The 21981-nt window shown below is 73.0% G+C and carries 23 protein-coding genes; 13 read left to right on the forward strand and 10 right to left on the reverse strand.

Annotation, left to right across the window (positions count from 1 at the left end; genetic code table 11):
- The first annotated feature begins 67 nt into the window (after positions 1-67).
- The 4 genes from rsmA to ABD671_RS08515 all read left to right on the forward strand — a co-directional run bounded on the left by rsmA (position 68) and on the right by ABD671_RS08515 (position 4632).
- Positions 68-922, forward strand: a complete 855-nt coding sequence (rsmA, locus tag ABD671_RS08500) for a 16S rRNA (adenine(1518)-N(6)/adenine(1519)-N(6))-dimethyltransferase RsmA (protein ID WP_344732876.1) — start codon at positions 68-70, stop codon at positions 920-922.
- Positions 919-1860, forward strand: coding sequence for a 4-(cytidine 5'-diphospho)-2-C-methyl-D-erythritol kinase (locus ABD671_RS08505; protein WP_344732877.1), 942 nt, complete (start codon positions 919-921; stop codon positions 1858-1860). The genes rsmA and ABD671_RS08505 overlap by 4 nt, the downstream gene beginning before the upstream one ends.
- Complete coding sequence (locus ABD671_RS08510; RefSeq protein WP_344732878.1) at positions 1854-3677, forward strand: ABC-F family ATP-binding cassette domain-containing protein; 1824 nt, start codon at positions 1854-1856, stop codon at positions 3675-3677. The genes ABD671_RS08505 and ABD671_RS08510 overlap by 7 nt, the downstream gene beginning before the upstream one ends.
- A gap of 127 nt (positions 3678-3804) precedes the next feature.
- Positions 3805-4632, forward strand: coding sequence for a patatin-like phospholipase family protein (locus ABD671_RS08515; RefSeq protein ID WP_344732880.1), 828 nt, complete (start codon positions 3805-3807; stop codon positions 4630-4632).
- 107 nt (positions 4633-4739) lie between these two features.
- Here ABD671_RS08515 and ABD671_RS08520 read toward each other — a convergent pair whose 3' ends face one another.
- On the reverse strand, positions 4740-5231 hold the full coding sequence (locus ABD671_RS08520) for a MarR family winged helix-turn-helix transcriptional regulator (protein ID WP_344732882.1): 492 nt from the start codon (positions 5229-5231) through the stop codon (positions 4740-4742).
- An 82-nt stretch (positions 5232-5313) separates the two neighbouring features.
- On the opposite strand from ABD671_RS08520, the gene ABD671_RS08525 reads away from it, so the two are divergent.
- From ABD671_RS08525 to ABD671_RS08540, 4 genes are all read left to right on the forward strand, one after another.
- Positions 5314-6213: an alpha/beta fold hydrolase gene (locus tag ABD671_RS08525; protein WP_344732883.1), complete on the forward strand. Its 900-nt coding sequence runs from the start codon at positions 5314-5316 to the stop codon at positions 6211-6213.
- Positions 6214-6251: 38 nt separating this feature from the next.
- Positions 6252-6671, forward strand: a complete 420-nt coding sequence (locus ABD671_RS08530) for a hypothetical protein (protein WP_344732884.1) — start codon at positions 6252-6254, stop codon at positions 6669-6671.
- A 68-nt stretch (positions 6672-6739) separates the two neighbouring features.
- Positions 6740-7528: a methyltransferase domain-containing protein gene (locus tag ABD671_RS08535; RefSeq protein ID WP_344732885.1), complete on the forward strand. Its 789-nt coding sequence runs from the start codon at positions 6740-6742 to the stop codon at positions 7526-7528.
- A gap of 174 nt (positions 7529-7702) precedes the next feature.
- A complete protein-coding gene (locus ABD671_RS08540; RefSeq protein ID WP_344732886.1) occupies positions 7703-7969 on the forward strand; it encodes a metal-sensitive transcriptional regulator in 267 nt (88 codons plus the stop codon).
- Positions 7970-8005: 36 nt separating this feature from the next.
- On the opposite strand, the gene ABD671_RS08545 is transcribed toward ABD671_RS08540, so the two are convergent.
- Complete coding sequence (locus ABD671_RS08545) at positions 8006-9070, reverse strand: phosphotransferase family protein (RefSeq protein ID WP_344732887.1); 1065 nt, start codon at positions 9068-9070, stop codon at positions 8006-8008.
- 92 nt (positions 9071-9162) lie between these two features.
- On the opposite strand from ABD671_RS08545, the gene ABD671_RS08550 reads away from it, so the two are divergent.
- Complete coding sequence (locus ABD671_RS08550; protein ID WP_344732889.1) at positions 9163-9639, forward strand: hotdog fold domain-containing protein; 477 nt, start codon at positions 9163-9165, stop codon at positions 9637-9639.
- A gap of 129 nt (positions 9640-9768) precedes the next feature.
- On the opposite strand, the gene ABD671_RS08555 is transcribed toward ABD671_RS08550, so the two are convergent.
- Positions 9769-10197 (reverse strand): hypothetical protein, encoded by a 429-nt coding sequence (locus tag ABD671_RS08555; RefSeq protein ID WP_344732890.1) that lies wholly within the window; start codon positions 10195-10197, stop codon positions 9769-9771.
- A gap of 108 nt (positions 10198-10305) precedes the next feature.
- Here ABD671_RS08555 and ABD671_RS08560 point away from each other — a divergent pair, with 108 nt between their 5' ends.
- Positions 10306-10926 carry a lipocalin family protein gene (locus tag ABD671_RS08560; protein ID WP_344732891.1) on the forward strand — a complete coding sequence of 207 codons (621 nt, stop codon included), beginning with the start codon at positions 10306-10308 and terminating at the stop codon, positions 10924-10926.
- Between the two features lie 54 nt (positions 10927-10980).
- Here ABD671_RS08560 and ABD671_RS08565 read toward each other — a convergent pair whose 3' ends face one another.
- Positions 10981-11391 carry a hypothetical protein gene (locus tag ABD671_RS08565; protein ID WP_344732892.1) on the reverse strand — a complete coding sequence of 137 codons (411 nt, stop codon included), beginning with the start codon at positions 11389-11391 and terminating at the stop codon, positions 10981-10983.
- Between the two features lie 108 nt (positions 11392-11499).
- Between ABD671_RS08565 and ABD671_RS08570 the strand changes: the two genes are divergently transcribed.
- Complete coding sequence (locus tag ABD671_RS08570) at positions 11500-12288, forward strand: helix-turn-helix domain-containing protein (RefSeq protein ID WP_344732893.1); 789 nt, start codon at positions 11500-11502, stop codon at positions 12286-12288.
- On the opposite strand, the gene opgC is transcribed toward ABD671_RS08570, so the two are convergent.
- Genes opgC through ABD671_RS08595 form a run of 5 tightly spaced genes read right to left on the reverse strand, consistent with a single transcriptional unit; the run spans position 12275 to position 18749 of the window.
- On the reverse strand, positions 12275-14770 hold the full coding sequence (gene opgC / locus ABD671_RS08575) for an OpgC domain-containing protein (RefSeq protein ID WP_344732894.1): 2496 nt from the start codon (positions 14768-14770) through the stop codon (positions 12275-12277). The genes ABD671_RS08570 and opgC overlap by 14 nt on opposite strands.
- Entirely contained in the window at positions 14767-15204 is a 438-nt protein-coding gene (locus ABD671_RS08580; protein WP_344732895.1) for an ATP-binding protein, read from the reverse strand. Before ABD671_RS08580 ends, opgC begins: the two co-directional genes overlap by 4 nt.
- Entirely contained in the window at positions 15197-15532 is a 336-nt protein-coding gene (locus ABD671_RS08585) for an STAS domain-containing protein (RefSeq protein WP_344732896.1), read from the reverse strand. The genes ABD671_RS08580 and ABD671_RS08585 overlap by 8 nt, the downstream gene beginning before the upstream one ends.
- A complete protein-coding gene (locus ABD671_RS08590; RefSeq protein ID WP_344732897.1) occupies positions 15529-17526 on the reverse strand; it encodes a glycosyltransferase family 2 protein in 1998 nt (665 codons plus the stop codon). Before ABD671_RS08590 ends, ABD671_RS08585 begins: the two co-directional genes overlap by 4 nt.
- Positions 17523-18749, reverse strand: coding sequence for a PP2C family protein-serine/threonine phosphatase (locus ABD671_RS08595; RefSeq protein WP_344732898.1), 1227 nt, complete (start codon positions 18747-18749; stop codon positions 17523-17525). The genes ABD671_RS08590 and ABD671_RS08595 overlap by 4 nt, the downstream gene beginning before the upstream one ends.
- A gap of 149 nt (positions 18750-18898) precedes the next feature.
- On the opposite strand from ABD671_RS08595, the gene ABD671_RS08600 reads away from it, so the two are divergent.
- On the forward strand, positions 18899-19600 hold the full coding sequence (locus tag ABD671_RS08600) for a response regulator transcription factor (RefSeq protein WP_344732899.1): 702 nt from the start codon (positions 18899-18901) through the stop codon (positions 19598-19600).
- A gap of 49 nt (positions 19601-19649) precedes the next feature.
- On the opposite strand, the gene ABD671_RS08605 is transcribed toward ABD671_RS08600, so the two are convergent.
- Positions 19650-20267: a response regulator transcription factor gene (locus ABD671_RS08605; RefSeq protein WP_344732900.1), complete on the reverse strand. Its 618-nt coding sequence runs from the start codon at positions 20265-20267 to the stop codon at positions 19650-19652.
- A 224-nt stretch (positions 20268-20491) separates the two neighbouring features.
- On the opposite strand from ABD671_RS08605, the gene ABD671_RS08610 reads away from it, so the two are divergent.
- Positions 20492-21916 carry a M15 family metallopeptidase gene (locus ABD671_RS08610; RefSeq protein ID WP_344732901.1) on the forward strand — a complete coding sequence of 475 codons (1425 nt, stop codon included), beginning with the start codon at positions 20492-20494 and terminating at the stop codon, positions 21914-21916.
- The last annotated feature ends 65 nt before the right edge of the window (positions 21917-21981 follow it).

Raw genomic sequence — 21981 nt, forward strand, 5'->3', positions numbered from 1 at the left:
CGGACGGCGGTCGGGCCCGGCCCGGCCGCCGTCCGGCATGACCGGCCCCTGGCCTAGTCTGGCGCCCATGTCCGATCCCGCTGCGCCTCGGCTGTTGGGGCCCGCGGAGATCCGTGCGCTGGCCGCCGAGCTCGACCTGCGCCCCACCAAACAGCGCGGCCAGAACTTCGTCATCGACCCCAACACCGTGCGGCGCATCGTGCGCGAGTCCGGAGTGGGGGCCGGTGACGTCGTCGTCGAGGTCGGCCCCGGTCTGGGGTCGCTGACCCTGGCGTTGCTGGAGGTGGTCGACCGGGTGGTCGCCATCGAGCTCGACGACCTGCTGGCCGGACGCCTGCCGCGCACCATCGCCGAGTACGCCCCCGACCACGTCGACCGGTTCGAGGTCGTGCTCGCCGACGCGCTGCGCGTGCGCGAGCTGCCCGGTCCGGCGCCGTCCGCGCTCGTGGCGAACCTGCCCTATAACGTCTCGGTGCCGGTGCTGCTGCACCTGCTCGACCTGCTGCCCTCCCTCGAACGCGGCCTGGTGATGGTGCAGGCCGAGGTGGCCGACCGGCTGGCCGCGCGTCCGGGCTCGAAGGTCTACGGCGTCCCGTCGGTCAAGGCCGCCTGGTACGCCGACGTGCGCCGCGCTGGCGCCATCGGCCGCAACGTCTTCTGGCCCGCACCCAACGTCGACTCCGGCCTGGTCGCATGGACCCGGCGCGAACCGCCCACCACCGCGGTGGCCAAGGAGCGGGTCTTCGAGGTCGTCGACGCCGCCTTCGCCCAGCGTCGCAAGGCGCTGCGCGGCGTCCTGCGCTCCCTCGCCCCCGCCGAGCAGGTGGACGCCGCCCTCGCCGCCGCGGGCGTCGACCCGCTGGCCCGCGGGGAGTCGCTGGGCATCGAGGAGTTCGTCGCGATCGCGGAGGGACTCGCATGAGCCAGCAGGAGGCCCGGTCGGTGACCGTGCGGGCGCCGGCCAAGATCAACCTCTTCCTCGGGGTCGGTCCGGTGCGCCCCGACGGCTACCACCCGCTGGCCACCGTCTACCAGGCGATCGCGCTCTACGACGACGTCACCGTCACCGACGACGAGCGCTGGTCGGTGCAGCTCACCGGCGAATCGCGCATCGATCTGGCCGAGGTGCCCGCCGACGACACCAACATCGCGATCCGCGCCGGCCGGCTGCTCGTCGAGCACCACGGGCTGGGGGAGCGGGCCGCCCGCATCGAGATCCACAAGGGCATCCCGGTCGCCGGGGGCCTGGCCGGCGGGTCGGCCGACGCGGCTGCCACCCTGGTCGCGCTCGACCGGCTCTGGGACCTCCAGACCCCCGACGACGAACTGCTCGAGCTGGCGGGCCGGCTCGGCTCCGACGTCCCCTTCGCGCTGCTCGGCGGCACCGCCGCCGGCACCGGGCGCGGCGAGCTCGTCGAGCCGGTCGCCGACACCGGGTCGTGGTGGTGGCTGGTCGTGGAGAACGACGAGGGCCTCTCGACCCCGGCGGTCTACGCGGCCTTCGACCGGCTCGCCCACGAGATCGGCGACGGCACGGTGGCCGACCCGATCATCCCGCCGGCGCTGCTGGCGGCCCTGGCCGAGGGTGACGTCGCCGGGCTCGCCGCCTCGGTCGGCAACCACCTCACCGACCCGGCGCTGCTGCTGCGCCCCGACCTCGCCCACACCTTCGAGGACGCCGAGGCGGCCGGCGCCCTGGTCGCGCTGCTGTCGGGCTCGGGTCCGACCGTGCTGCTGCTGTGCGAGTCGATGGCCCACGCCCACATCGTCCACCGCGAGATGGTCGACAAGGGGCACACGCGGGTCTCCGCCGTCCCGGCCCCGGTCTCCGGCGTCCACGTGGTGACCTCGCCGTGGTGAACCTCCTCAACCTCGAGCGGGTCTCGAAGTCCTACGGCGTGCGGCCCCTGCTCAGCGAGGTCTCGCTCGGCATCGGCGCGGGCGACCGCATCGGCATCGTCGGGCGCAACGGCGACGGCAAGACGACGCTGCTCGAGGTGATGACCGGCCTGGAGGAGCCCGACTCCGGCCGGGTCTCGCGCCAGCGGGGGCTGCTCATCGGCTACCTGCACCAGGGCGACGAGCTCGACGACACCCACACCGTGCGCGAGTCGGTGCTCGGCGGCCGCTCCGACCACGAGTGGGCCGCCGACCCGCGCACCCGCGAGGTCGTGGAGGTGCTGCTCGCCGGGGTCGCGCTCGACCGCGCCGTCGTCGGCCTCTCCGGCGGTGAACGACGCCGATGCGCGCTGGCCGCGCTGCTGCTCGGCGACCACGACCTCGTCGTCCTCGACGAGCCCACCAACCACCTCGACGTCGAGGCCGTGGCGTGGCTGGCCGACCACCTCGTGCAGCGCACGTTCGCGCTCGTCGTCGTCACCCACGACCGGTGGTTCCTCGACGCCGTCTCGCAGTGGACCTGGGAGGTGCACGACGGCGCCGTCGACGTCTACGAGGGCGGGTACGCCGCCTTCGTGCTGGCCAAGGCCGAGCGGCAGCGCCAGGCCGCCGCCTCGGAGTCGCGGCGCCAGAACCTGGTGCGCAAGGAGCTGGCCTGGCTGCGCCGCGGAGCGCCGGCGCGCACCTCCAAGCCGAAGTTCCGCATCGACGCCGCCAACCAGCTCATCGAGGACGTCCCGCCGCCGCGCGACCGCTTCGAGCTCCAGCGCTTCGCCACCCAGCGGCTCGGCAAGGACGTCATCGACGTCGAGGACGTCGACCTCGCGCGCGGCGAGCGGACGCTGCTCTCCCGCGCCACCTGGCGCATCGGGCCCGGCGACCGCATCGGCATCGTGGGGGTCAACGGCGCCGGCAAGACCTCGGTGCTGAACCTGCTGGCCGGCGAGCTCGCGCCGTCCGCGGGCCGGGTGCGGCACGGGCGCACCATCGCGCTCCAGCACCTCACCCAGCAGCTCGACCACCTCGACCCCGAGGCGCGGGTGCTGCCGAGCGTGGAGTCGATCCGGCGGCTGACCAAGACCGTCGACGGCTCCGAGCTCACCGCCACCTCGATGCTCGAGCGGTTCGGGTTCACCGGCGACCGGCTCACCGCCCGCATCGGCGACCTCTCCGGCGGCGAACGGCGCCGGCTCCAGCTGCTGCGGCTGCTGCTCATGGAGCCGAACGTGCTGCTGCTCGACGAGCCCACCAACGACCTCGACATCGAGACCCTCACCGTGCTCGAGGACTTCCTCGACGGCTGGCCCGGCACCCTCATCGTCGTCTCCCACGACCGCTACTTCCTCGAGCGGGTCACCGACTCGGTGTGGGCGCTGCTCGGCGACGGGCAGATCTCGATGCTGCCGCGCGGCATCGAGGAGTACCTCGAACGGCGCCTGCCCGCACACCTCGAGCCGCGCGTCGACGCCGTCCCGGCCGCCGCCGCTGCCCCTGCCGCTGCCGCTGCCGCTGCGCCGGCCACCGCGGACGCCGTCCCGGCGACGTCGCGGGCCAAGGCCGGCAGCGCCGAGGAGCGGGCCGCGCGCAAGGTGATGGCCCGCATCGACCGGCAGCTGGAGCGGCTGGCCGAGCGCGAGGCCGAGTTGAACGCCGCCATCGCCGCGGCCGCCCAGGACTACGAGCGGCTCGCGACCCTCGCCGCCGAGCTCGACGCCGTCACCGCCGAGCGCGAGGAGCTCGAGCTGGAGTGGTTGGAGGCGGCCGAGGCCGTCGAGTGAGACCGCGCCGGTTCCGGTGACGGGCCGGTCGTCGGGGCTGGACCCGGCGGGTGGTGCGGACTCCTCCGATCGGTCAGATCCGCGCCGTGGCGCGAATCTCGCGCGGCCCGCTGCCGATGGGAGGGGCATGTCCCCCCGAGATGTGCTCGTCCTCTCCGGCGGCGCCTCGCGGGGCGCCGTCCAGGTGGGCATGCTCGATGTGCTGCTCTCCTACGGCGTCCGGCCCGCGGCGTACGTCGGCACCTCCGTCGGTGCGCTGAACGCCGTGTTCCTCGCCTGCCACCCCGGCTACGCCGGCGTCGCGCGGCTGGCCGAGCACTGGCGCGGCATCCGCGCCCAGGACATCTTCCCGGGCCGCGCCTGGAACAGGCTGGGCCACGTCGTGCGCCACCCCACCTCGCTCTACCCGACCACCGGCCTGGAGTCGCTGGTGCGGCGCTGGACCGACGTCGCCCGGCTCGAGGACCTCCCGGTGCCGGTGCGGGTGACGACCACCCGCATCGACGGCGGCCACGCCAGCTACCACGCGACCTACCACGACCGCGGCGACCTGCTCGGCGTCCTGCTCGCCTCCACGGCGCTGCCCGGGATCTTCGAGCCGGCCCGGCTCACCGAGCCCGACGGGACGACGAGCATGCACGTCGACGGCGGCATCGCCGACCTCGTGCCCGTCGCCGGCGCCGCCGAACTGGCACCAGACCGGGTCTTCGTGCTCGACGCCAGCGTCGACGCGATGCGCCGCAAGGCCCGCACGCCGCTCGACGTCCTCCTGGCCAGCCTCGCGGTCTCGATGCGGGTGCGCCCCGACATCGCCTTCCCGCCCGGCGTCGAGGTGGTGCACCTGACCGCCCCCGACCTCGGGGTGCGGATGAACGACTTCTCCCGCACCGCCGACCACATCGCGCTCGGACGCTCCTGCGCCGAGGCGGTGTTGGGGGCGCGGTTGGTGGCCTGAGGGGCCTGCAGGTTTCCCCGGCTGACCGGGGAAACTGGCACATAGTGGGCGAAGTTTCGCCCACTAACATCAGGTTTCCCCGGCTGACCGGGGAAACCTGACGCGGCTCAGCCCTCCGCGAACGGAGCGAGCAGCGTGCGCAGCAGCCCGGCCAGCCGGTCGCGGTCGGCGGCGTCCATCTCGGCGAGGATCTCCTGCTCGGCGTCGAGCAGCGCGCCGAACGCCGCGTCGACGGCGTCCTTGCCGTCGGGGGTGAGGCGCACGATGACGCCGCGCCGGTCGTCGGGGTCGGGGGAGCGCTCGACGTAGCCGCGGGCCGCCAGCCGGTCGACGCGGTTGGTCATCGTGCCGCTGGTCACCAGCGTCTCGCGCAGCAGGCGGCCGGGGGAGAGCTCGTAGGGCTCGCCGGCGCGACGCAGGGCCGCCAGCACGTCGAACTCCCACGACTCGATGCCCTGCGCGGTGAAGGCCTCGCGGCGGGCGAGGTCGAGGTGGCGCGCGAGGCGGGAGATGCGGCTGAAGACGGCGACGGGTGCGAGGTCGAGGTCGGGGCGCTCCCGCACCCAGGCCTCGACCAGGTCGTCCACCTCGTCGCGCATGCCGCCATGGTACGCCCATCGAGAATCTTGACGTCGAGATGTCTGGTGCCGTCGGGCCGACCCGGCCGTTAGGGTCGCCGCCGTGAGCGAACTCCTCGACGTCCGGCTCCCCGAGGTCACCCTGCGCGCGCTGACCTGGGGCGATCCCGCGGACGCCGACCGGCCGCTCGCCCTGCTGCTGCACGGCTTCCCCGACACCGCCCACACCTGGCGCCATCTCGGCCCGCGGCTGGCCGAGGAGGGGTACCGCGTGGTCGCGCCGTTCACCCGCGGCTACGGACCCTCCGAGATCCCCGTCGACGGGTCGTTCCACGTGCCGGCGCTGGTGAGCGACGCGATCGGCGTCCACCGGGTGCTCGGCGGCGACCATCGCGCGGTCGTCGTCGGCCACGACTGGGGTGCCATCACCGCCAACGCGCTGGCCGCGTGCCCTGACGCCCCCTTCGCGCGGGTCGTGGCGATGGCGGTGCCGCCGCTCTCGGCCATGGGCCACCTCGCGCCCGACCCGCTCGGCTACCTCACCACGCTCGCGCGGCAGGCGCGGATGAGCTGGTACATCGGGTTCAACCAGCTGCCGCGCCTGCCCGAGGCGCGCTTCGACCGGCTCGTGGCCGGGTTGTGGGCCGCCTGGTCGCCGGGCTACGACGCCAGCGTCGACCTGGCCTACCTGCGCCGCAGCGTCGACACCCCCGAGCGGCGCAGCGCCGTCCTCGGCTACTACCGCGCCTTCCGGACGGCGTGGCGCCCGCCCGCGCGCTACCGCGCCCACCGGCGCTGCTGGCTCGCCGACCCGATCCGACCGCTGCTCTACCTGCACGGCGCGGACGACGGGTGCCTGAACCCGCGCTACGTCGAGCGGGTCGCGGCGCACCTGCCTCCCGGCTCGCGCGCCCTCGCCGTCCCGGGGGCCGGCCACTTCCTCAACCTCGAGCGGCCCGATGTCGTCGCGGCCGAGGTGCTGGCGCACCTCGGCGCCGGCTGACCTCTACGGAACGGCCGACCGTGGCCGATGGGCACCCCATGAGTCGATTCGGGCGCCGTGACGACGCCGAGGAGGAGCGCGAGGAGCCGGACCGGCCCGGCATGCTCGACGACCCTGGCATCCCCGAGGAGATCCAGCGCATGGTCAGCGCCCGGGGTTCCTCCTCGCGCCCGCATCCGCACCTCGTGCGGAAGCGCGGCTCCCATCCCGCGCGCCTCCTGGCCGCGATGCCCGAGGCGTTGCTGCACGTCGAGTTCGTGGCGCCGAGCGGGGGAGCGCGCGTGCCCGACTACGGGGTCGACTTCATCCCGTGGCGGATGCTGGAGAGCATCCGGGTCAACGGGGCGACGATCCGGTTCTCCTGGGCCGGGCGGGCGGTCGTGTGCGAGCTGACCAGTCATGCGGAGGCGCTCCAGATGGCCCGCAGCTTCCTCGGCCAGGCCAGCCCGGAACGCTAGATCTCTTGACATCAAGATTCACGACATCGAGACTCTAGGGACACCATCACCCTGTCTCGGAGGTCGTCATGTCCGCATCCGCACCGCGCTGGGATCCCCAGCGTTACCTCGCCTACGCCGACGAACGGGCCCGTCCCCTCGTCGACCTGATCGCCCGCGTCGCGGTCGAGCAGGTGCACGACGTGGTCGACCTGGGCTGCGGGCCGGGTCACCTGACGGGACTGCTGCTCGCCCGCTGGCCGGGCGCCCGCGTGCGCGGCGTCGACTCCAGCCCCGCGATGATCGAGCAGGCCCGCGCGGTGCCCGGCCTCCAGGCCGAGCTCGCCGACCTGCGCACCTGGCTGGACCACGCCGGACCGTCGGTCGCCGACGTCGTCCTGAGCAACGCGACCCTGCAGTGGGTGCCCGGCCACCGCGACCTCCTGCCCGCGCTGCTGCGGGCGGTGCGCCCCGGCGGCGCGCTCGCCCTCCAGGTGCCGGGGAACATGGGCGCGCCCAGCCATGTGCTGCTGCGCGAGCTGGCGGCCGAGGGCCCGTATGCGGCGCACACCGCCGACGTCGCCGCGCCGGCGTCCGATGAACCGATCGACTACCTGCACGCCCTCGAGGACGCCGGCGCTGCCGCGGTCGACGTCTGGGAGACGACCTACCTGCACCGGTTGGCGGGCGAGGACGCGGTCTTCGAGTGGATCTCGGGCACCGGTGCGCGCCCGGTGCTGCAGGCCCTGCCCGCCGATCTGCGGGCGAGGTTCGAGGAGGAGTTCCGGCGGCGGCTTCGGGCGGCGTACCCCGCCCGGTATGGCGTCGTCGTGCTGCCGTTCCGGCGGATCTTCGCGGTCGCGACGCGATCGGCGTAACGCGCGGCCCTGCGGAACGTTGAAGCATTGTCGTCCCAAGGCAACCCCCCGGACGAGCGGGGGGGTGCTCGCACCGAGGGGTTGCCTTCGAACGACAGTCGCTTCACGTGTTGCGCGCGGGCGACAACCTAGCACCGCTCCCCGATCCGGCCTGCGCTTCGAAGGACTGCTCCCGTGAACTCCGAACTGCCCAGCGACCTCGTGCCGGTCGCCAATCGCATCAAGCGTGCCCAGGGCCAGCTGGCCGGCGTCCTCCGGATGCTCGAGGACGGTCGCGACTCCGATGAGCTGCTCACCCAGCTCCGCGCCGTGGGCCGGGCCCTCGACCGCGCCGGGCTCGCGCTCGTGGCCGCGCAGCTGCGCACCAAGCTCGGCGACGACGCCTCGCTCTCGGCCGACGAGCTGGCGGCCTTCGAGAAGCTGCTGCTCTCCGTCGCCTGACCCGGCCTCGGTCCTTCCCGGCTCAGCCTTCTGGGCTCAGGCCGGGTGTGCGACGAGTTCGAGCGACCCCAGCGCTCGGATCGCCGCCGCACTGCGGCTCGCCATGGCCGCGAACATCCGGTCGCCGCGCTCGGTGCGGGTGCCGTACGCGCAGCCGAACACGGTGACGAGCGGGCCCTGGAGCATGGCCAACCGGTAGTCGTCCCACGCTTGCTCGGCGGTGAAGGTGTCGAGGTCGACGCCGTGGGTGCCCAGGGCGATGCGGTAGGCCTCGACGATGTCGCGCTCGACCCGCGCGCGGAGAGTCGGCTCCAGGCCGGTGCCCAGCAGGTAGGCGAGATCGCGCGCCGGGAGTCCGCGCGAGACCGTCTGCCAGTCGACGGCGACGACGTCGAGGTCGGGCTGCTCCGGCGGCGCGAACAGCAGGTTGTCCAGGCGGTAGTCGCCGTGCACCGGGGCGAAGCGCTCGGGGCGGGCCAGCGACCAGTCGGCGATGACCGCTCCGCAGGCGCGCAGGGTCGCGGCGTCCTCGGTCGTCAGCAGGTCGCCGACGGCGTCGAGGAACAGGTCGGTGGTCGGGCCGTAGAGCTCGGCGAGCATCGCGGCGTCCTCGGCGGTCGCGGCGCCGAGGCCCTCGACGTCCTCCAGGCTCGGGTCGCACCAGCGCGGCCCGTGCAGTCCGGCGAGGTTGACGGCGGCGGCGCGGGCCTGTGCCGCGGTGCTCCCGGCGATCTGGTCGCCCTGGACGCGCGGGGCGAGATCCTCGAGCACGAGGGTGAAGGCGCCGTCGTCGCCGAGGGCGGCCAGGTGGCAGGTCGGCACGCGGACGGCGAGGGTCGGGGCCAGCTCGGTGTAGAACCGCACCTCGGTGGCGTACGCGCCCGCCACCAGCGCCCGCGCTGCCGGATCGGCCGCAGGCAGCTTCACCAGCACCGACCGCGCGTCGCCGCCGGAGCCCGTCCAGGCCGCCCGCACGCAGGTGCCCATCTGGCCGGTGCCGACCGGGCTCACCCGCAGATCGGACGGCGCCGCGTCGAGATCGAGGGCGGCGGCGAGGAAGGCGGCGTCGACGTCCTCGGGGAGCGTGGCGATCAGGGGCACGGCCGGACGGTAGCAGCGGATTTGACGGGTGTCAGCCGAGGGGACCGGCGTCCGATTGACCGGACAAGTTACCCATCGGTAAGTTTCGTCCCATGAGCCAGGTCCTCTCCCTGTGGCGCACGGCCACGACCGTCCCCGTCGTCGGCGCCAGCGTCGGCAAGCGCGTGTTCTCGCTGGCGTTCGCGCAGAAGGCGCCCTACTTCGCCACGATCCGCCCGCGGTTCACCGTGCTGGAGCCCAACCGCGCCGAGCTGGTCATCCCCAAGCGTCGCGGCGTGCACAACCACATCGGCACGGTGCACGCCATCGCGCTGTGCAACGGCCTCGAGGCCGCCATGGGCGCCCTCGCGGAGGCCACGATCCCCGCCGACAAGCGCTGGATCCCCAAGGGCATGGAGGTCGCCTACACGGCCAAGGCCACCAGCGACATCACCTGCATCGCCGAGACCGACCCCGAGCAGTGGGCCTCCGACGACCCCGACCTGCCGGTGCGGGTCACGGGCGTGCGCGACGACGGCACCGTGGTCGTCGAGGGCGTCATCCGGCTCTGGGTCACGCCGAAGAGCTGAGCCCGGATTCACCGGTTCCCCCGCTACTGCGCGACACCATCCGGGCGCCCTGCGCTCCCGCCGCTCGATGGTGCAACCAGACCGCCGTCGCGCCGGCGCCTTGCCAGGACACCCGCCTGGTGCCGCTCGCTACGCGGCCACCGGTGAATCCAGGCTGAGCCCCGCCCCGCGACGGCGCGCGCGGACCAGCAGTGCCGCGCCCGTCATCGCGAGGACGCCGATGCCGAGGCCCAGCCCGGGCGGGAGCGACGACCGCTCACCCCTCGCGGCGTGCCCGCGGACGGCGTCCTGGGAGCGGTAGGAGAGCAGGCTGCGGCGCGACTGGGCGCTGAGCACGGCGGTGTCGCTCTGATGCGACAGCACCGACCCTCGGCTCTGGTGCGAGCCGATGCTGGCGATGCTCATCGAGGAGCCGATCGAGGCGACCGAGGCGAAGGACCCGACGCTGCCGATGCTCAACACCGATCCCGCACTGGCGATGCTGAGCAGCGAGTCGCTGCTCGCGATGCTCCACCGGGAGCCGGAGGGCCCGCGGGAGGCGGCGGCGATGCGGCGCATGTCGCCACTCTAGGTCGCGCGCCGTCCGGCTCACCCTCTCGGACCCAGCTGTTCGGGGGTGGGTGGCGAACCATGGAGGAGAAAGTTCCATCCCGGAAAGGAATCCCCATGATCCGCATCCGAACCCGTCTCGCCGCCGCCGCTGCGGCCGGTGCCGCCGTCGTGGCGTCCCTCGCCGCGGTCGCGCCCACCGCCGACGCCGCTGCGGCCCAGGCGACCACGGCACCGCTCGCCCCGGTCGCCTCCGTCGACCTCCAGCGCTACCTCGGCGACTGGAACCAGGTCGCCGCCATCCCGCAGATCTTCCAGATCCAGTGCGCGCGCGACTCGCGCGCCACCTACACCGCGGTCGACGCCTCGACCATCGGTGTGCGCAACACCTGCCGCACCTGGCTGGGCTTCTCCAGCTCGGTCACCGGTCAGGCCACGGTCCTCGACCCGACGACGAACGCCCAACTGCGCGTGAACTTCAACGGGATCCCGAACTTCGGCGACACCAGCCAGCCGAACTACGTGATCACCTACCTCTCGCCCGACTACTCCACCGCGATCGTGGGCGATCCCGCCCGCCGGTCGGGCTTCGTGCTCTCGCGCACCCCCGACCTGCAGGGCATCACCTGGTCGCAGATCCGCGACATCGTCACCGAGCGCGGCTACGACGCCTGCAAGTTCCGCATCACGCCGGTCGCCGGCGGCCGCCAGGACCGCAGCAGGCTCTGCACGCTCTGACGCGCACGTCCTCCGCGCCGGGCGCACCCTCGGCTGTGCCCGGCGCGGAGAGGCTCAGGCGCCGGTCGCCGCCTGCTCGACCCGGTCGGTCGCCGATCTCCGCAGGACGATCGCCACGAGGGCGAGCAGGGCGATCGAGCCGGACGCGGCGATCGCGAGGAACCAGGGCACCCGCGGCAGCCCGAGCTCGCGCATGCGCGGCTGGAGCAGGAACCAGGCCGTGCCGGCCGCCAGCAGGAGGTCCCACCAGACCTGCACGCCCCAGGAGTCGGCGGTGTGCAGCGTCCAGAAGCCGGTCGGTCCCTCCGCTGCCACCGTGCCGATGCTCCAGCAGAGGAAGCCGGCGCTGAGCAGCGCCGGCGCCGCCCACGCCGGTCCCGGCGTCCGGGCGGCGACGGCGATCGCCAGTCCCGCCGCCACGAACGCGATCGCCCCTGCCGCTGCTGCCACCTCGTAGCCGCTCATCCGGCTCCTCCTCTCGTCGGGGACCGCCAGCGTGTCGCGCAGGGATAGGCGGCACAACTACCTCGCAGGTAGTGGCCGCACCGACCTGACGTGTGCTGGGATCACGAGATGACGCAGGTGGGCGAGCTGCTGCGCGAGGCGCGGCATCGACGACGGCTCAGCCAACTCGAGCTCAGCCACCAGCTCGGCATCTCGGCCCGGCACCTCGGGTTCGTCGAGGTGGGGCGCTCGCGGCCCGGCCGCGCGCTGCTCGTGCGGTGGCTCGCGCATCTCGAGGTGCCCCTCGCGGTGCGCAACCAGGCCCTCACGGCGGCGGGCTACGCACCCCTGTACGACGATGCTCCGCTGGACGGCGTCCACCTGCGCGAGGCGACCGCGGCGCTCGGCGCTCTCCTGGCCTCCCACGATCCGTTGCCCGCGCTGCTGCTCGATGCCGACTGGAACGTCGTGGCCGGCAACTCCGGTCTGACCCGGTTGCTGGGCTTCCTCGGAGTGAGCGCACCGGTACCCGACCTGCGCGACGGCGCGCCCTCGACGCCTCCGCTGCCGATGGTCGACCTGCTGCTCGAGCACGGCCTGGCCGCGACGATCGCCAATCTTGAGGAGGTCGCCCCACCGCTCCTGGCCCAGGTGCGGGCCGAGGCCGTCGGCGTCCCCGGCCTCGAGCCGTTGCTCGCGGTGCTCGAGGAGGTCGCCGGCACCGGGGGAGCGATCGATGTGCCCGCCGCCCCGACCCTCGTGACGCGCTATCGGGCACCGGGCGGCGAGCTCGCGTTCTTCAGCATGTTCACCACGTTCGGAGCGCCGCTGCACATCACGCTGGCCTCGCTGCGCGTCGAGCTCCTCTTCCCGGCAGACGCCGCGACCCGTGAGCGGCTCGCCCTCAGCGCGGGATGACGGAGAACAGCACCTTCCGCTTGATCATCGCCCAGATGAGCAGGACGACGACCGTGTGCAGCGCGGTGCCGACCCAGAAGTCGCCGCGGTCGAGACCGGGGATGCTGGCCACCGCGATCACGAAGAACACGTGCACCACGAACACGTACAGGCTGTTCTCGCCCATCGGGGTCCAGAACCAGCCGATGGCCTTGTCGATCGGCTTCCAGCAGGTCGTCAGGACGGCGTAGGCGACGACCACCATGAGCGCGAGGTCGATGAGCCGCCCGGGCTGGAGGAAGACCCGCGTGTAGGCGTTCTCGTAGAGGTAGCTGTAGCTGTCGGCCGGGAACACCATCGGTGCGACGCCCTGGTGGTGGCACCACCACAGGTAGACCAGAGCAGCGGCGTACAGCACGACGAGCAGACCCACGACGACCTTGCCCACGGCGCTGGTCAGGGCGGGTACGAGGCGGCCGCGGTACCAACCGAGAACGAGGCCGTGGGTGAAGGGCAGCTGCCAGGTGAGCAGCGGGAAGACGTAGTCGAACTGCGAGGGCAGCGGGTGGTAGTTGCCCTGGTCCTGGAGCACGTACAACGCCCAGGAGATCGCCAGGAGCAGCCACCACAGGCGGCGCCGGATGAGCCACATGCACAGCGGCAGGACGAGGGAGAGCACCACGAACAGGCCCATGATGTTGAAGACCCACGGGCCCATCTCGAGCAGCAGCAGCTGCTTGACGGCGTACCAGGGCGGCGGATAGTCCAGCAGCCGCGCCACGTTGGGGTAGAGGTCGTAGACCTGGCCGAGATCGGCGCCGCCGCCCTCGCCGGTGCCGCGGTCGACGAACGTGGTGACGACCTCGGTGTTCACCTTCGGGATGAGTCCGAGCAGCGGCACGAGCAGGACGACGACGAGCGCGGTCAGGTACTGCTTGCGGGCGCGCTTCCACATCGTGACGGCGGTCAGCCACTCGCCGGCCCGGCGGATCGCCGGCCGGTACACCATGCCGAGGACGACGCCGGAGAGCAGCACGAACATCTCGGCGCCGGTGATGGCGCCGATCGCGTTGAGGGTGACGTAGCTCCAGGCGCCCGACAGCTCGATGTGGGTGACGACCACCGCGATGATGATCCAGCCCCGGAACAGGTCGAGGCGCTTGTCGCGGCTGGTCGATTCGTCGGGGTAGCGCCACGACGGGACGAACCGGCCGACGAGGCCGGCGAGCAGGTAGGCGCCGGCGAGCAGGGCGGCACAGAAGACGATCCAGCCCATCTCCGCGCCGACGTCGTCGGGCTGGCGTCCCTGCGCGGTCGCCGCGGAGTTGGTGGCCTGGTCGAGCACCCGGGTGACCGGGCCGAGCGTCAGTTCGTCGCGTCGCAGGTCATCGCGCAGCCGGTCGGCCATCGACTGCGGGCGGGTGGCGCCCCACTCGACCTTGTCGCCCCCGACCTCGTCCTCGCGTCGGTTGAGCTCGAGCCAGCTGATGCCGCGGATCCAGGGGTAGGCGGCGTCCTCGGCGAAGACCTGACGCCACCACGCCTGCTTGATCGCGGTCTCGCCCGGCCCCTCGGGGGAGTTCGGGTTGTACAGCGCCGCGGTCTGCACCAGCATCGGCTTGCGCTGGTCGAAGGCGAAGCGCTCGTAGAAGGAGCGGCGGTTGGTCTGCGTCGCGTAGGCCCAGTCCTCCGAGAGCCGCAGCGCGTACTCCTCGGGATCGGGCACGGTGTTCGTGCCGAAGGGTTGGGCGGTGCCGAACCGGTAGAGCGAGAGCCCCACCCAGTCGACCGCCTGCGCGCCGGGCCAGTAGGGGCCGTAGGGGTCGTCGGCGTCGGTGACGCGACCGTCGTCGTTCGTGTCCAGCAGCGCCGGGTCGCGCGGACCCGCGGGCGGGACCTCGCCGTAGGCCCGGCCGAAGGGGTAGCCGGCGCCGTAGGACGGCGACCACACCATCGCGGCCTGGTCGGTGGCCGCGTGCACCGCCTGCGCCACCTCCCGGAAGGCCGCGACGTAGGCCGTGGGCTGCTGACCCCAGATGACCCAGGAGCCGTTCATCTCAGGGGCGAAACGCACCAGGGTGTAGGTGTCGTAGGCGACGTGGAGCCGGGCCAGCTCGTCGGCGAGCCGCCGGGCGTCGGCGGCGGTGAGGTCGGCCAGCCCCACCTGGGGCTCGAGCGTCACGACCGCCACGGCGCCCTGGCTGGAGGCCTGCTGCTCGAACTGGTCGAGGTAGCGCACGTCGTCGTCGGTGAGCGGGTAGTGCACCCGCTGGGAGTAGAGGGACGGCGTGGTGCCGAGGCGATCGGCGTAGGAGGTCGCCGAGTCGCGCACCCAGTCCAGGTCGGGGCCGAACCACGGGTGTCCCTCCGGCGGCAGCGCTGGCACCGGATCGGGGGAGGGATCCTCGGCGGCGAGGGCGGATCCGGCCGTCGGCACGGCGGCTCCGAGTGCGACGATCAGGAGCAGCAGCGCCGCCATGCACCGGCGCAGGAGGTGGGTCACGAGCCGGCCCCTCCGCAGCGCAGGATCCAGCGGTTGCAGTCCCCGTCGCGGGTGTAGGAGAGCTCGTCGAGCGCGGCGACGGCGAGGGCCAGGCCGCGCCCGGACTCGGCGTCCTCGTCGGGCATCGTCACGGTGCTGAGGTCGACGGCGACCGGCTGGCCGTTGTCGGAGAGGGTGCCGCGGACGACGTCGCCCTCGATGGTGACGGCGACCGTGAGGAGCCGACCCGGGGTGTCGGGATCGAAGGCGTGCTCGACGATGTTGCCGAGGATCTCCACCAGGCCCATCTCGAAGCGCAGGGTGACGCCGGGGTCCAGGTCGGGACGCTGCTCCCACAGGAGCGCCAACTCGTTCTGCACCGCCTCGACCACCGAGGGTTCGGCGGGAGCGCTGAGGTCGAGGCCGATCGGGGCGTGGTCGTGGGGCTCAGACATAGAACGCGCTCTCGACGCTCTCGCGGGGCCGCAGCACCTTGTCGAGGTTGGTCAGCTTCAGCACGGCGGTGACGGCCTCGGTCGGACGGGCGATGCGCAGGTCGCCGCCGCCCTGGCGCGCGCTCTTGAGGCCGGCGATGAGGGCGCCGAGGCCGGAGGAGTCCATGAAGGTGGTCTCCGCGAGATCGACGACGATCCGCACGGTGCCCTGCGCGACGAGGTCGGAGAGGATCTGGCGCAGCTCGGGGGCGGAGACCATTGTGAGCCGCCCGCGGGGCACCACGATGCCGATGCCCTGGGCGTCGGTGCTGACGTCGAACTCGATCATGATGCTCCTCGCATGGCGACGGCGGGCTCGGGCGCAGGGTCGCCCTCGAACCCGCGGTAGCGGGCAGCCCGGATGATGACGGAGAAGATGAGCAGGTCGAAGGCGACCCACAGCATGTTGAACAGGCTGCCGAACAGGTTGGCCTGACCGACGGCGATGCGCACGAGGCCGATGACGATCGCCGCCACCAGCAGGCCGATCGCCCACAGCTGCGGCTTGATGAGGTCCCAGCGCGGACCGGTGTCCTCGCGCTTCACCTTCGGGGTGACGGCGAAGTCGAGGTCGCGTCCGAGGAAGACGTTGCCGAAGGCGGAGGTGAAGGACTTGATCCACGTCGGGAACAGCGCGAGGGAGTACTGCTGACCGCGCCAGGTCGGCCGGCCGTCGGCGACGACGAAGAAGAGCAGCTGGTTGACGATGAGGAACGGGATCAGGCGGACGAAGAAGTCGACGCTGAAGGCCTGCACCGGCAGGACGCCGATCGTCAGGTAGGTGATCGGGGCGGCCAGGTAGACGAGGGCTGCGAACCCCGAGAGGTAGCTCCACATCGTCGCGAAGTACATGAGCCGCTGGGTGATCGTCAGGCCCCGCTGCGTCAACGGGTTCTCCCGGAACATCACCTGCACGGTGCCCTGCGCCCAGCGCAGCCGCTGGGTCAGCATGGTCTGGAGGTCCTCGGGCGCCAGCCCGTGGGCGAGCACCTCGTCGTGGTAGGCCGAGCGCCAACCGAGGGTGTGCATGCGCATGCAGGTGGCCATGTCCTCGGTGACCGAGATGGTGGCCAGCGGCATGATCGGCTGCGCCTCGCCGGCCCGCCCGACGTCGACGGCGTCGATGAGGGCGCGGACGGCGTCCACGGCGCCCAGCGGCGACCACTGCCGGTGCGCGATGCGGTCGAGGGCCTCGGTCGAGATGCCGGCCAGGGTGTCGATGGGGTCCTCGGCCAGTGCTTCGAGCTCGGCGATGATCGCCAGGTCGGCGGCCACGGCGTCCAGGTCGGCCTCGACGAGCTCGCGGTGCACCGAGTCGACGCGCCGCTGGAAGCGGTAGGTGACGTCGAAGAGCGCGACGCCGCGGGCCAGTTCGCGCTGGGCGCGCTTGACGTCGTGCTCGATCGCGTCGAGCGCCTCGGCGATGCGGTCCTGGCCCGGCTCGAGGTTCTCGCGAGCCTCCTCCAGCACTGTGCGCGCCGTCCGCAGGGCCTTGCGGACGCCGACCTCGACCTCCTTGGCGTAGCGGGCGATGCCGAGCTGCATGAGGGCCTCGCGGCGGATGATCGCGTTGGAGCCGCAGAAGAACGCGGCGTTCCAGCCGTCCTTGCCCTGCTGGATGGGCCCGTAGAAGAGCGGCGCCTGCGAGCCGAGCGGGTCGCTCTCCGGCACGTTGGTGAAGTACTGCGGGGTCTGCACCAGCGCCATGCGCTCGTCGGTGAAGTAGCCGAGGGTGCGGTCGAGGATCTCCGGCACCGGGATCTGGTCGGCGTCGAGGATGAGGATGAACTCGCCGTCGGTGGACAGCAGGGCGTTGTTGAGGTTGCCGGCCTTCGCGTGCCGGGGCATGCCGACCCAGTCGGCCGAGCGCGTGATGACGCCGATGCCCTCGGCCTCCGCGGCCGCCCGCATCTCGGGGCGGTTGCCGTCGTCGAGGATCCACGTGCGGTGCGGGTAGCGGATCTCACGAGCGGCCAGCGCGGTGCGCATGACGAGGTCGATCGGCTCGTTGTAGGTCGTGATGAACACGTCGACCGTGAGCCCCTCGGGAGCGGCGGGCGGTTCGCCGCGCACCCGCAGCCGCCACATCGTCAGGCCGAAGAGCAGGGAGTCGATGAGGCTGTAGGTCTCGGCGATCACGAGCGGGACGGCGATCCACCAGGCCGACCAGTGCACCGAGAACAGCCAGCGCCACACGATGTAGTTGAGTCCGAGCACCGCCGTCAGGACGACGATGACCCGCACCGCGATCAGGCGACGGGTCAGGGGAGGGCGGTCGCTCATGCGTCTTCTCCCGCCGGGTCCGCCGGGTCGTCCTGCTCCTGCAGCGCACGGAAGGCCGCCACCACCGTGACGTCGTCGAGGGCGCCGCGCCCCCGGGCCAGATCGGTGACCATGCGGAGCAGGTCGCGCACGTCGCTCGCCGCCGCGGTCATCGCGCCGACCTCGGCCGTCCAGTCGGCGTCCGGCGGGAGCAGGTCGAGCAGCCCGTCGCTGAAGATGACGAGGCGGTCGCCGGGGCCGAGGGAGAGCCGGTGCTCGGTCCAGTGCGCATCGACGATGATCCCGAAGGGGAGGTCCTCGCTGAGGAGTGCCTGCACGCTGCCGTCCGCCCGCCGCACGAGCGCCAGCCCGAGACCGGCGTCGACGTAGCGGGTCCAGCCGTCGTCGGCGTCGATGGCGACGTGCAGGAGGGTCACGAAGGCACCGGTGCGTTCGAGGTCGGGCAGCAGAGCCTTGGCGACCTGCGTGCTGGTGACCCCGAGGTCGACCCCGGCGGTGACCGCCGAGTGGGTGCCGCGCAGAGCTGCGCGCACCCCGGCGCCGACGAGCGCCGCGCCGGTGCCCTTGCCCATCACGTCGCCCAGGACGAGGTCGATGACGCCGCTGCTCGCCGCGTAGTCGAAGAAGTCGCCGCCCACCGACAGCGCCGGCAGGCAGATGCCCGAGACGTCCCACCCCTCGGCGTCGAGGGCGGTCGAGGGCAGCATCGAGGTCTGCACCCGCTCGGCGGCGGCCATGTCGTCGGCCGAGGTCAGCTCCTCCTCCGCGAGGGCCGCGAGGTCGACGAGAGCACGCCGCTGATCCTCGTCGAGGTCGCGCACCCGGGTGTCGAAGACGCACAGGACGCCGACCACGTTGCCCTGCGGATCGCGCAGGGGGTGACCGGCGTAGAAGGTCACCGCACCGGAGCGCACCAGGTCGAGGTCGGCGAACCTCTCGTCGTCGCGGGCGTCGGGGACGACCAGGACCTCGTCGAGCGCGGTGGTGGTGTGGCAGAACGTCTGACGGCGCGGCAGGGGCCGCTTCTCGAAGCCCACGGCGGCCGGGAACCAGGCGGAGTCCTCGTCGAGCACCGTGATGCCCGCCCAGTTCGCGTCCAGGCTGAGTCGGGTGAGCCGCGCCAGCCGGTCGAGCCGCTCCTGGAGGGCGGCGTCGGCGGTCAGCAGTCCCTCGACCGCGCGCTGTCGTCGTTCTTCCCGCCCGAGCGGGGTCGTGCCTGTCACGCGCACATCCTGTCAGGAGGTCGTAGCGAACGGTGCCCTTCCGTACGAGTTGCTCGCGATCGCCGGTGGAGCCTCCCGGCTCCCCGCTAGCGTGGGCACCGTTCATCGCGGCGCCCGGGAGCCGCGGGCCATGGGAAGAGGATGCGGACGTGAGTCAGGCACGGCGGGTCGTCATCGTGGAGGACGATCCGGAGATCCGCAGTCTCCTGGAGTTCGCCCTGCAGCGCGACGGGTTCGAGGTCACCACCTGCGCCGAGGGGCGTGAGGCGATCGCGGTCGTCCGGGAGCAGCGTCCCGATCTGGTCACCCTGGACCTCTCGCTGCCCGACATGGACGGCACGGAGGTGTGCCGCGAGCTGCGCACCTTCACCGACGTCTACATCATGATGATCACCGGCCGCAGCGAGGAGGTCGACCGCCTCGTCGGCCTCGAGGTCGGCGCCGACGACTACCTGAGCAAGCCGTTCTCGGCCCGCGAGGTGCGGGCCCGCGTGGCCGCGCTGCTGCGGCGTCCCCGGGCCTCCGCGCCCGCCTCGGGCGGCGCGACGGTCGACGCTGGCGGCGGGCTCATGCTCGTGCCCGTGGCGCACGTCGCGATCCTCGACGGCCAGCCGCTCCCGCTCACCCCCGTCGAGGTCGAGCTGCTCACCGTGCTGGCCGCCGAGCCGGGCCGGCTCTGGGCGCGGGCCGACCTGGTGCGCACCGTGTGGAAGGGCGACTTCATCGAGTCCGACTTCCTCGTCGATCTCAACGTCGCCAGCATCCGTCGCAAGCTGCGCAAGGCAGGCAACAGCGACCACGAGTGGATCCGCACGGTCGACGGCTCGGGCTACGCCTTCGATCCCGCCTGAGCCGTGGAGCCGCTGACGCGGCGACCGCCCAGCGCCGGTGGACCGCCGGTCAGCTGCCGACGGCCTCGAGGGGCGTGCGCTCCGCCGCGACGCCGTCGCGGTCGTCCTGGCGATGCTGGACGTACCAGGCCACGGCCTGGGAGCGACGGACGACGTCGATCTTGCGGTAGGCCTGGCGGATGTAGGTCTTGACCGAGTTGATGGAGAGTCCGAGCTGCTCGGCGATCTCGTCGTTGGAGCGGCCCGAGGCGATGAGGCCGAGGATCTCCTCCTCGCGCGGGCTGAGGTCGTGGGCGCTGTGGGTGAGCGCCGTCGGCAGCGCGGTCGGCAGCGTCGAGGAGAGGCGGCGGTGGGCCTCCTCGATCGCCTCGGTGAGCGCCGCGGTGCCGAGGGCCTTGGAGATCACGGTCTGGCCCGCCGCCGTCGACTCCTGCCAGGTGTAGGCCACGGCGCGGGCCCCCGTCGCGGTGAGGCGACCGAGGACGGCGCGGCTGCGCACGCTCAGCCGCATCGGCTCGAAGAGCACCAGGTCGACCTCGACCGGCCGGGCGTCGTCGCGCACCTGGATGAGGCGGATGCGTCCGGGGTGGGCGCTGAGCATGGTGCGCAGGCCCGGCTCGGTGAGCGGGTGATCGTCGACGACGGCGACGCGGAGAGGTGCACGCACGGGGCATCAGACCTTTCGAGGGTCTCACCGACCCGAGCTCGGCAAGATGATGGGAGTCGCCGGCGGGGGACCGGCTGTCAGAGCCTTCCTGCCCTGCCCCGGAGAGGTTGAAACCCGAACGATCGAGGCGATCTGCAGGATCACCCGGTCGGATGCCGGTGCGGGCGTCCCACCCGCTGGGGCGAACGGGATTGACCCGGGCCCGTCGAGCACATGCTCCCCGCATGGATCTCGGAGCCGGACGACGCCAGCCCCTGCCCCTCGACCGGCCCCTCGACCGGCCGCTCGACCGGCCTCTCGACCGGCTCCGCGCCGTCGGCGCCGCGATGCTCCGGGTCGGCGCACCGGCCCTGGCGGCGACGCTGATCGCGGTTCTCCTCGCCCCCGCCGCGGCCCGCGCCGACACCGGCGGCGCACCCCGGGTCGCGGTGAGCGCCCCACCGGTGCGCGAGGGCGAGACGACCACGGTCGCCGTGGCCGTCACCGCCGAGGACGGCACCCCCGCGCCGGGCGTCCCCGTCATCGTCGAGCGTGCCGACGGCGACGGCTGGACGCCGATCGCTTCCCTCGTCACCGATGCCGAGGGCACCGCGACCGTCCCGGTCGTGCTCTCGCGCACCGACGCCGAGAACCGGGTGCGGGTCACCACGGGCCAGGACCCCGACCTCACCGTCGTCGAGCAGCGCCTGCCGCTCACGCTGCGCACCGCCCGGGTCGTCCTCGACGGACCGTCGCGGGTGATCGACGAGCGCGCCATCACCCTGACCCTCGCCTGGCGCGACGACGCCGACCGTCCGGTGGCGGGCAGGTACGTCCTGGAGAGTCGCACCGCGGGTCGCGGCTGGCGCGAGGTCGGCGCTCACCGCACCGCGGCCGACGGGACGGCGGCGCTGCGCCTGCGACCGCGCGTCGACACCGACTACCGCGTCCGCACCCCCGCCCTCGACTGGCTGCGCGCCGCCGCCAGCGGCGTCCTGCGCGTCGACAACCGGCCGCCCGGCCGCCCCGTCGTCCTCCCGATGGCCGCCCCCGAGCCGACCGTCGTGCTGCCGCCGCAGCCCCGCGCCGTCGGTGCCGGTGCGAACCCCGTCGTCACCCGCATCCCGGACGCCGTGTGGCGGCGCATGGTGGGCCGGTCCTGGCACGCCGGCTGCCCGGTCGGCCGCTCCGGGCTGCGACTGCTGCGCATCAACTACTGGGACTTCGACGGCTATCGCCGCCGCGGGGAGCTCGTGGCCGCGACCGGCGCGATCGGGGAGATGGCCGGCGCCCTCGCCGGCATGTACGCCGGCCGCTACCCGATCCGCTCGATGTACCTGCCCGATCGGTTCGGATGGTCCTCGCAGCTCCAGGGCGCCGACGACCGGCGCTCGATGGCGGCCGACAACACATCTGCCTTCAACTGCCGCTGGGTCGTGGGGCGTCCGGGGGTGCGCTCGCCCCACGCCCGCGGCCGCTCCCTCGACGTCAACACCTGGGAGAACCCGTTCCGGTCGAGCCGGGGGATCGTCCCGAACAGCTGGTGGCAGAGCCGTTCGGACCCGCGGGTCGCCTGGCGCAGCAGCGACCACCCGGTCGTGCGGATCATGCGGGCCCACGGCCTGCGCTGGACCTACGGCCTGGCCGACACCCAGCACTTCGACGCCTGATCGGCGTGCTCGGCCCCCGGTGACCGGCTGGTCGCCGGGCCATCGGCCCGTCTGGCCATCGGGCT

The organism is Nocardioides fonticola, assembly GCF_039536805.1.
GTDB classification, from domain to species: domain Bacteria; phylum Actinomycetota; class Actinomycetes; order Propionibacteriales; family Nocardioidaceae; genus Nocardioides; species Nocardioides fonticola.

Excerpts from the sequence above, each read along its gene's own strand:
- rsmA (WP_344732876.1), top strand. The coding sequence starts at position 68 with ATGTCCGATCCCGCTGCGCCTCGGCTGTTGGGGCCCGCGGAGATCCGT.
- ABD671_RS08505 (WP_344732877.1), top strand. The coding sequence starts at position 919 with ATGAGCCAGCAGGAGGCCCGGTCGGTGACCGTGCGGGCGCCGGCCAAG.
- ABD671_RS08515 (WP_344732880.1), top strand. The coding sequence starts at position 3,805 with ATGTCCCCCCGAGATGTGCTCGTCCTCTCCGGCGGCGCCTCGCGGGGC.
- ABD671_RS08520 (WP_344732882.1), bottom strand. The coding sequence starts at position 5,231 with ATGCGCGACGAGGTGGACGACCTGGTCGAGGCCTGGGTGCGGGAGCGC.
- ABD671_RS08530 (WP_344732884.1), top strand. The coding sequence starts at position 6,252 with ATGAGTCGATTCGGGCGCCGTGACGACGCCGAGGAGGAGCGCGAGGAG.
- ABD671_RS08535 (WP_344732885.1), top strand. The coding sequence starts at position 6,740 with ATGTCCGCATCCGCACCGCGCTGGGATCCCCAGCGTTACCTCGCCTAC.
- ABD671_RS08550 (WP_344732889.1), top strand. The coding sequence starts at position 9,163 with ATGAGCCAGGTCCTCTCCCTGTGGCGCACGGCCACGACCGTCCCCGTC.
- ABD671_RS08555 (WP_344732890.1), bottom strand. The coding sequence starts at position 10,197 with ATGCGCCGCATCGCCGCCGCCTCCCGCGGGCCCTCCGGCTCCCGGTGG.
- ABD671_RS08560 (WP_344732891.1), top strand. The coding sequence starts at position 10,306 with ATGATCCGCATCCGAACCCGTCTCGCCGCCGCCGCTGCGGCCGGTGCC.
- ABD671_RS08565 (WP_344732892.1), bottom strand. The coding sequence starts at position 11,391 with ATGAGCGGCTACGAGGTGGCAGCAGCGGCAGGGGCGATCGCGTTCGTG.
- ABD671_RS08570 (WP_344732893.1), top strand. The coding sequence starts at position 11,500 with ATGACGCAGGTGGGCGAGCTGCTGCGCGAGGCGCGGCATCGACGACGG.
- ABD671_RS08580 (WP_344732895.1), bottom strand. The coding sequence starts at position 15,204 with ATGTCTGAGCCCCACGACCACGCCCCGATCGGCCTCGACCTCAGCGCT.
- ABD671_RS08585 (WP_344732896.1), bottom strand. The coding sequence starts at position 15,532 with ATGATCGAGTTCGACGTCAGCACCGACGCCCAGGGCATCGGCATCGTG.
- ABD671_RS08590 (WP_344732897.1), bottom strand. The coding sequence starts at position 17,526 with ATGAGCGACCGCCCTCCCCTGACCCGTCGCCTGATCGCGGTGCGGGTC.
- ABD671_RS08610 (WP_344732901.1), top strand. The coding sequence starts at position 20,492 with ATGGATCTCGGAGCCGGACGACGCCAGCCCCTGCCCCTCGACCGGCCC.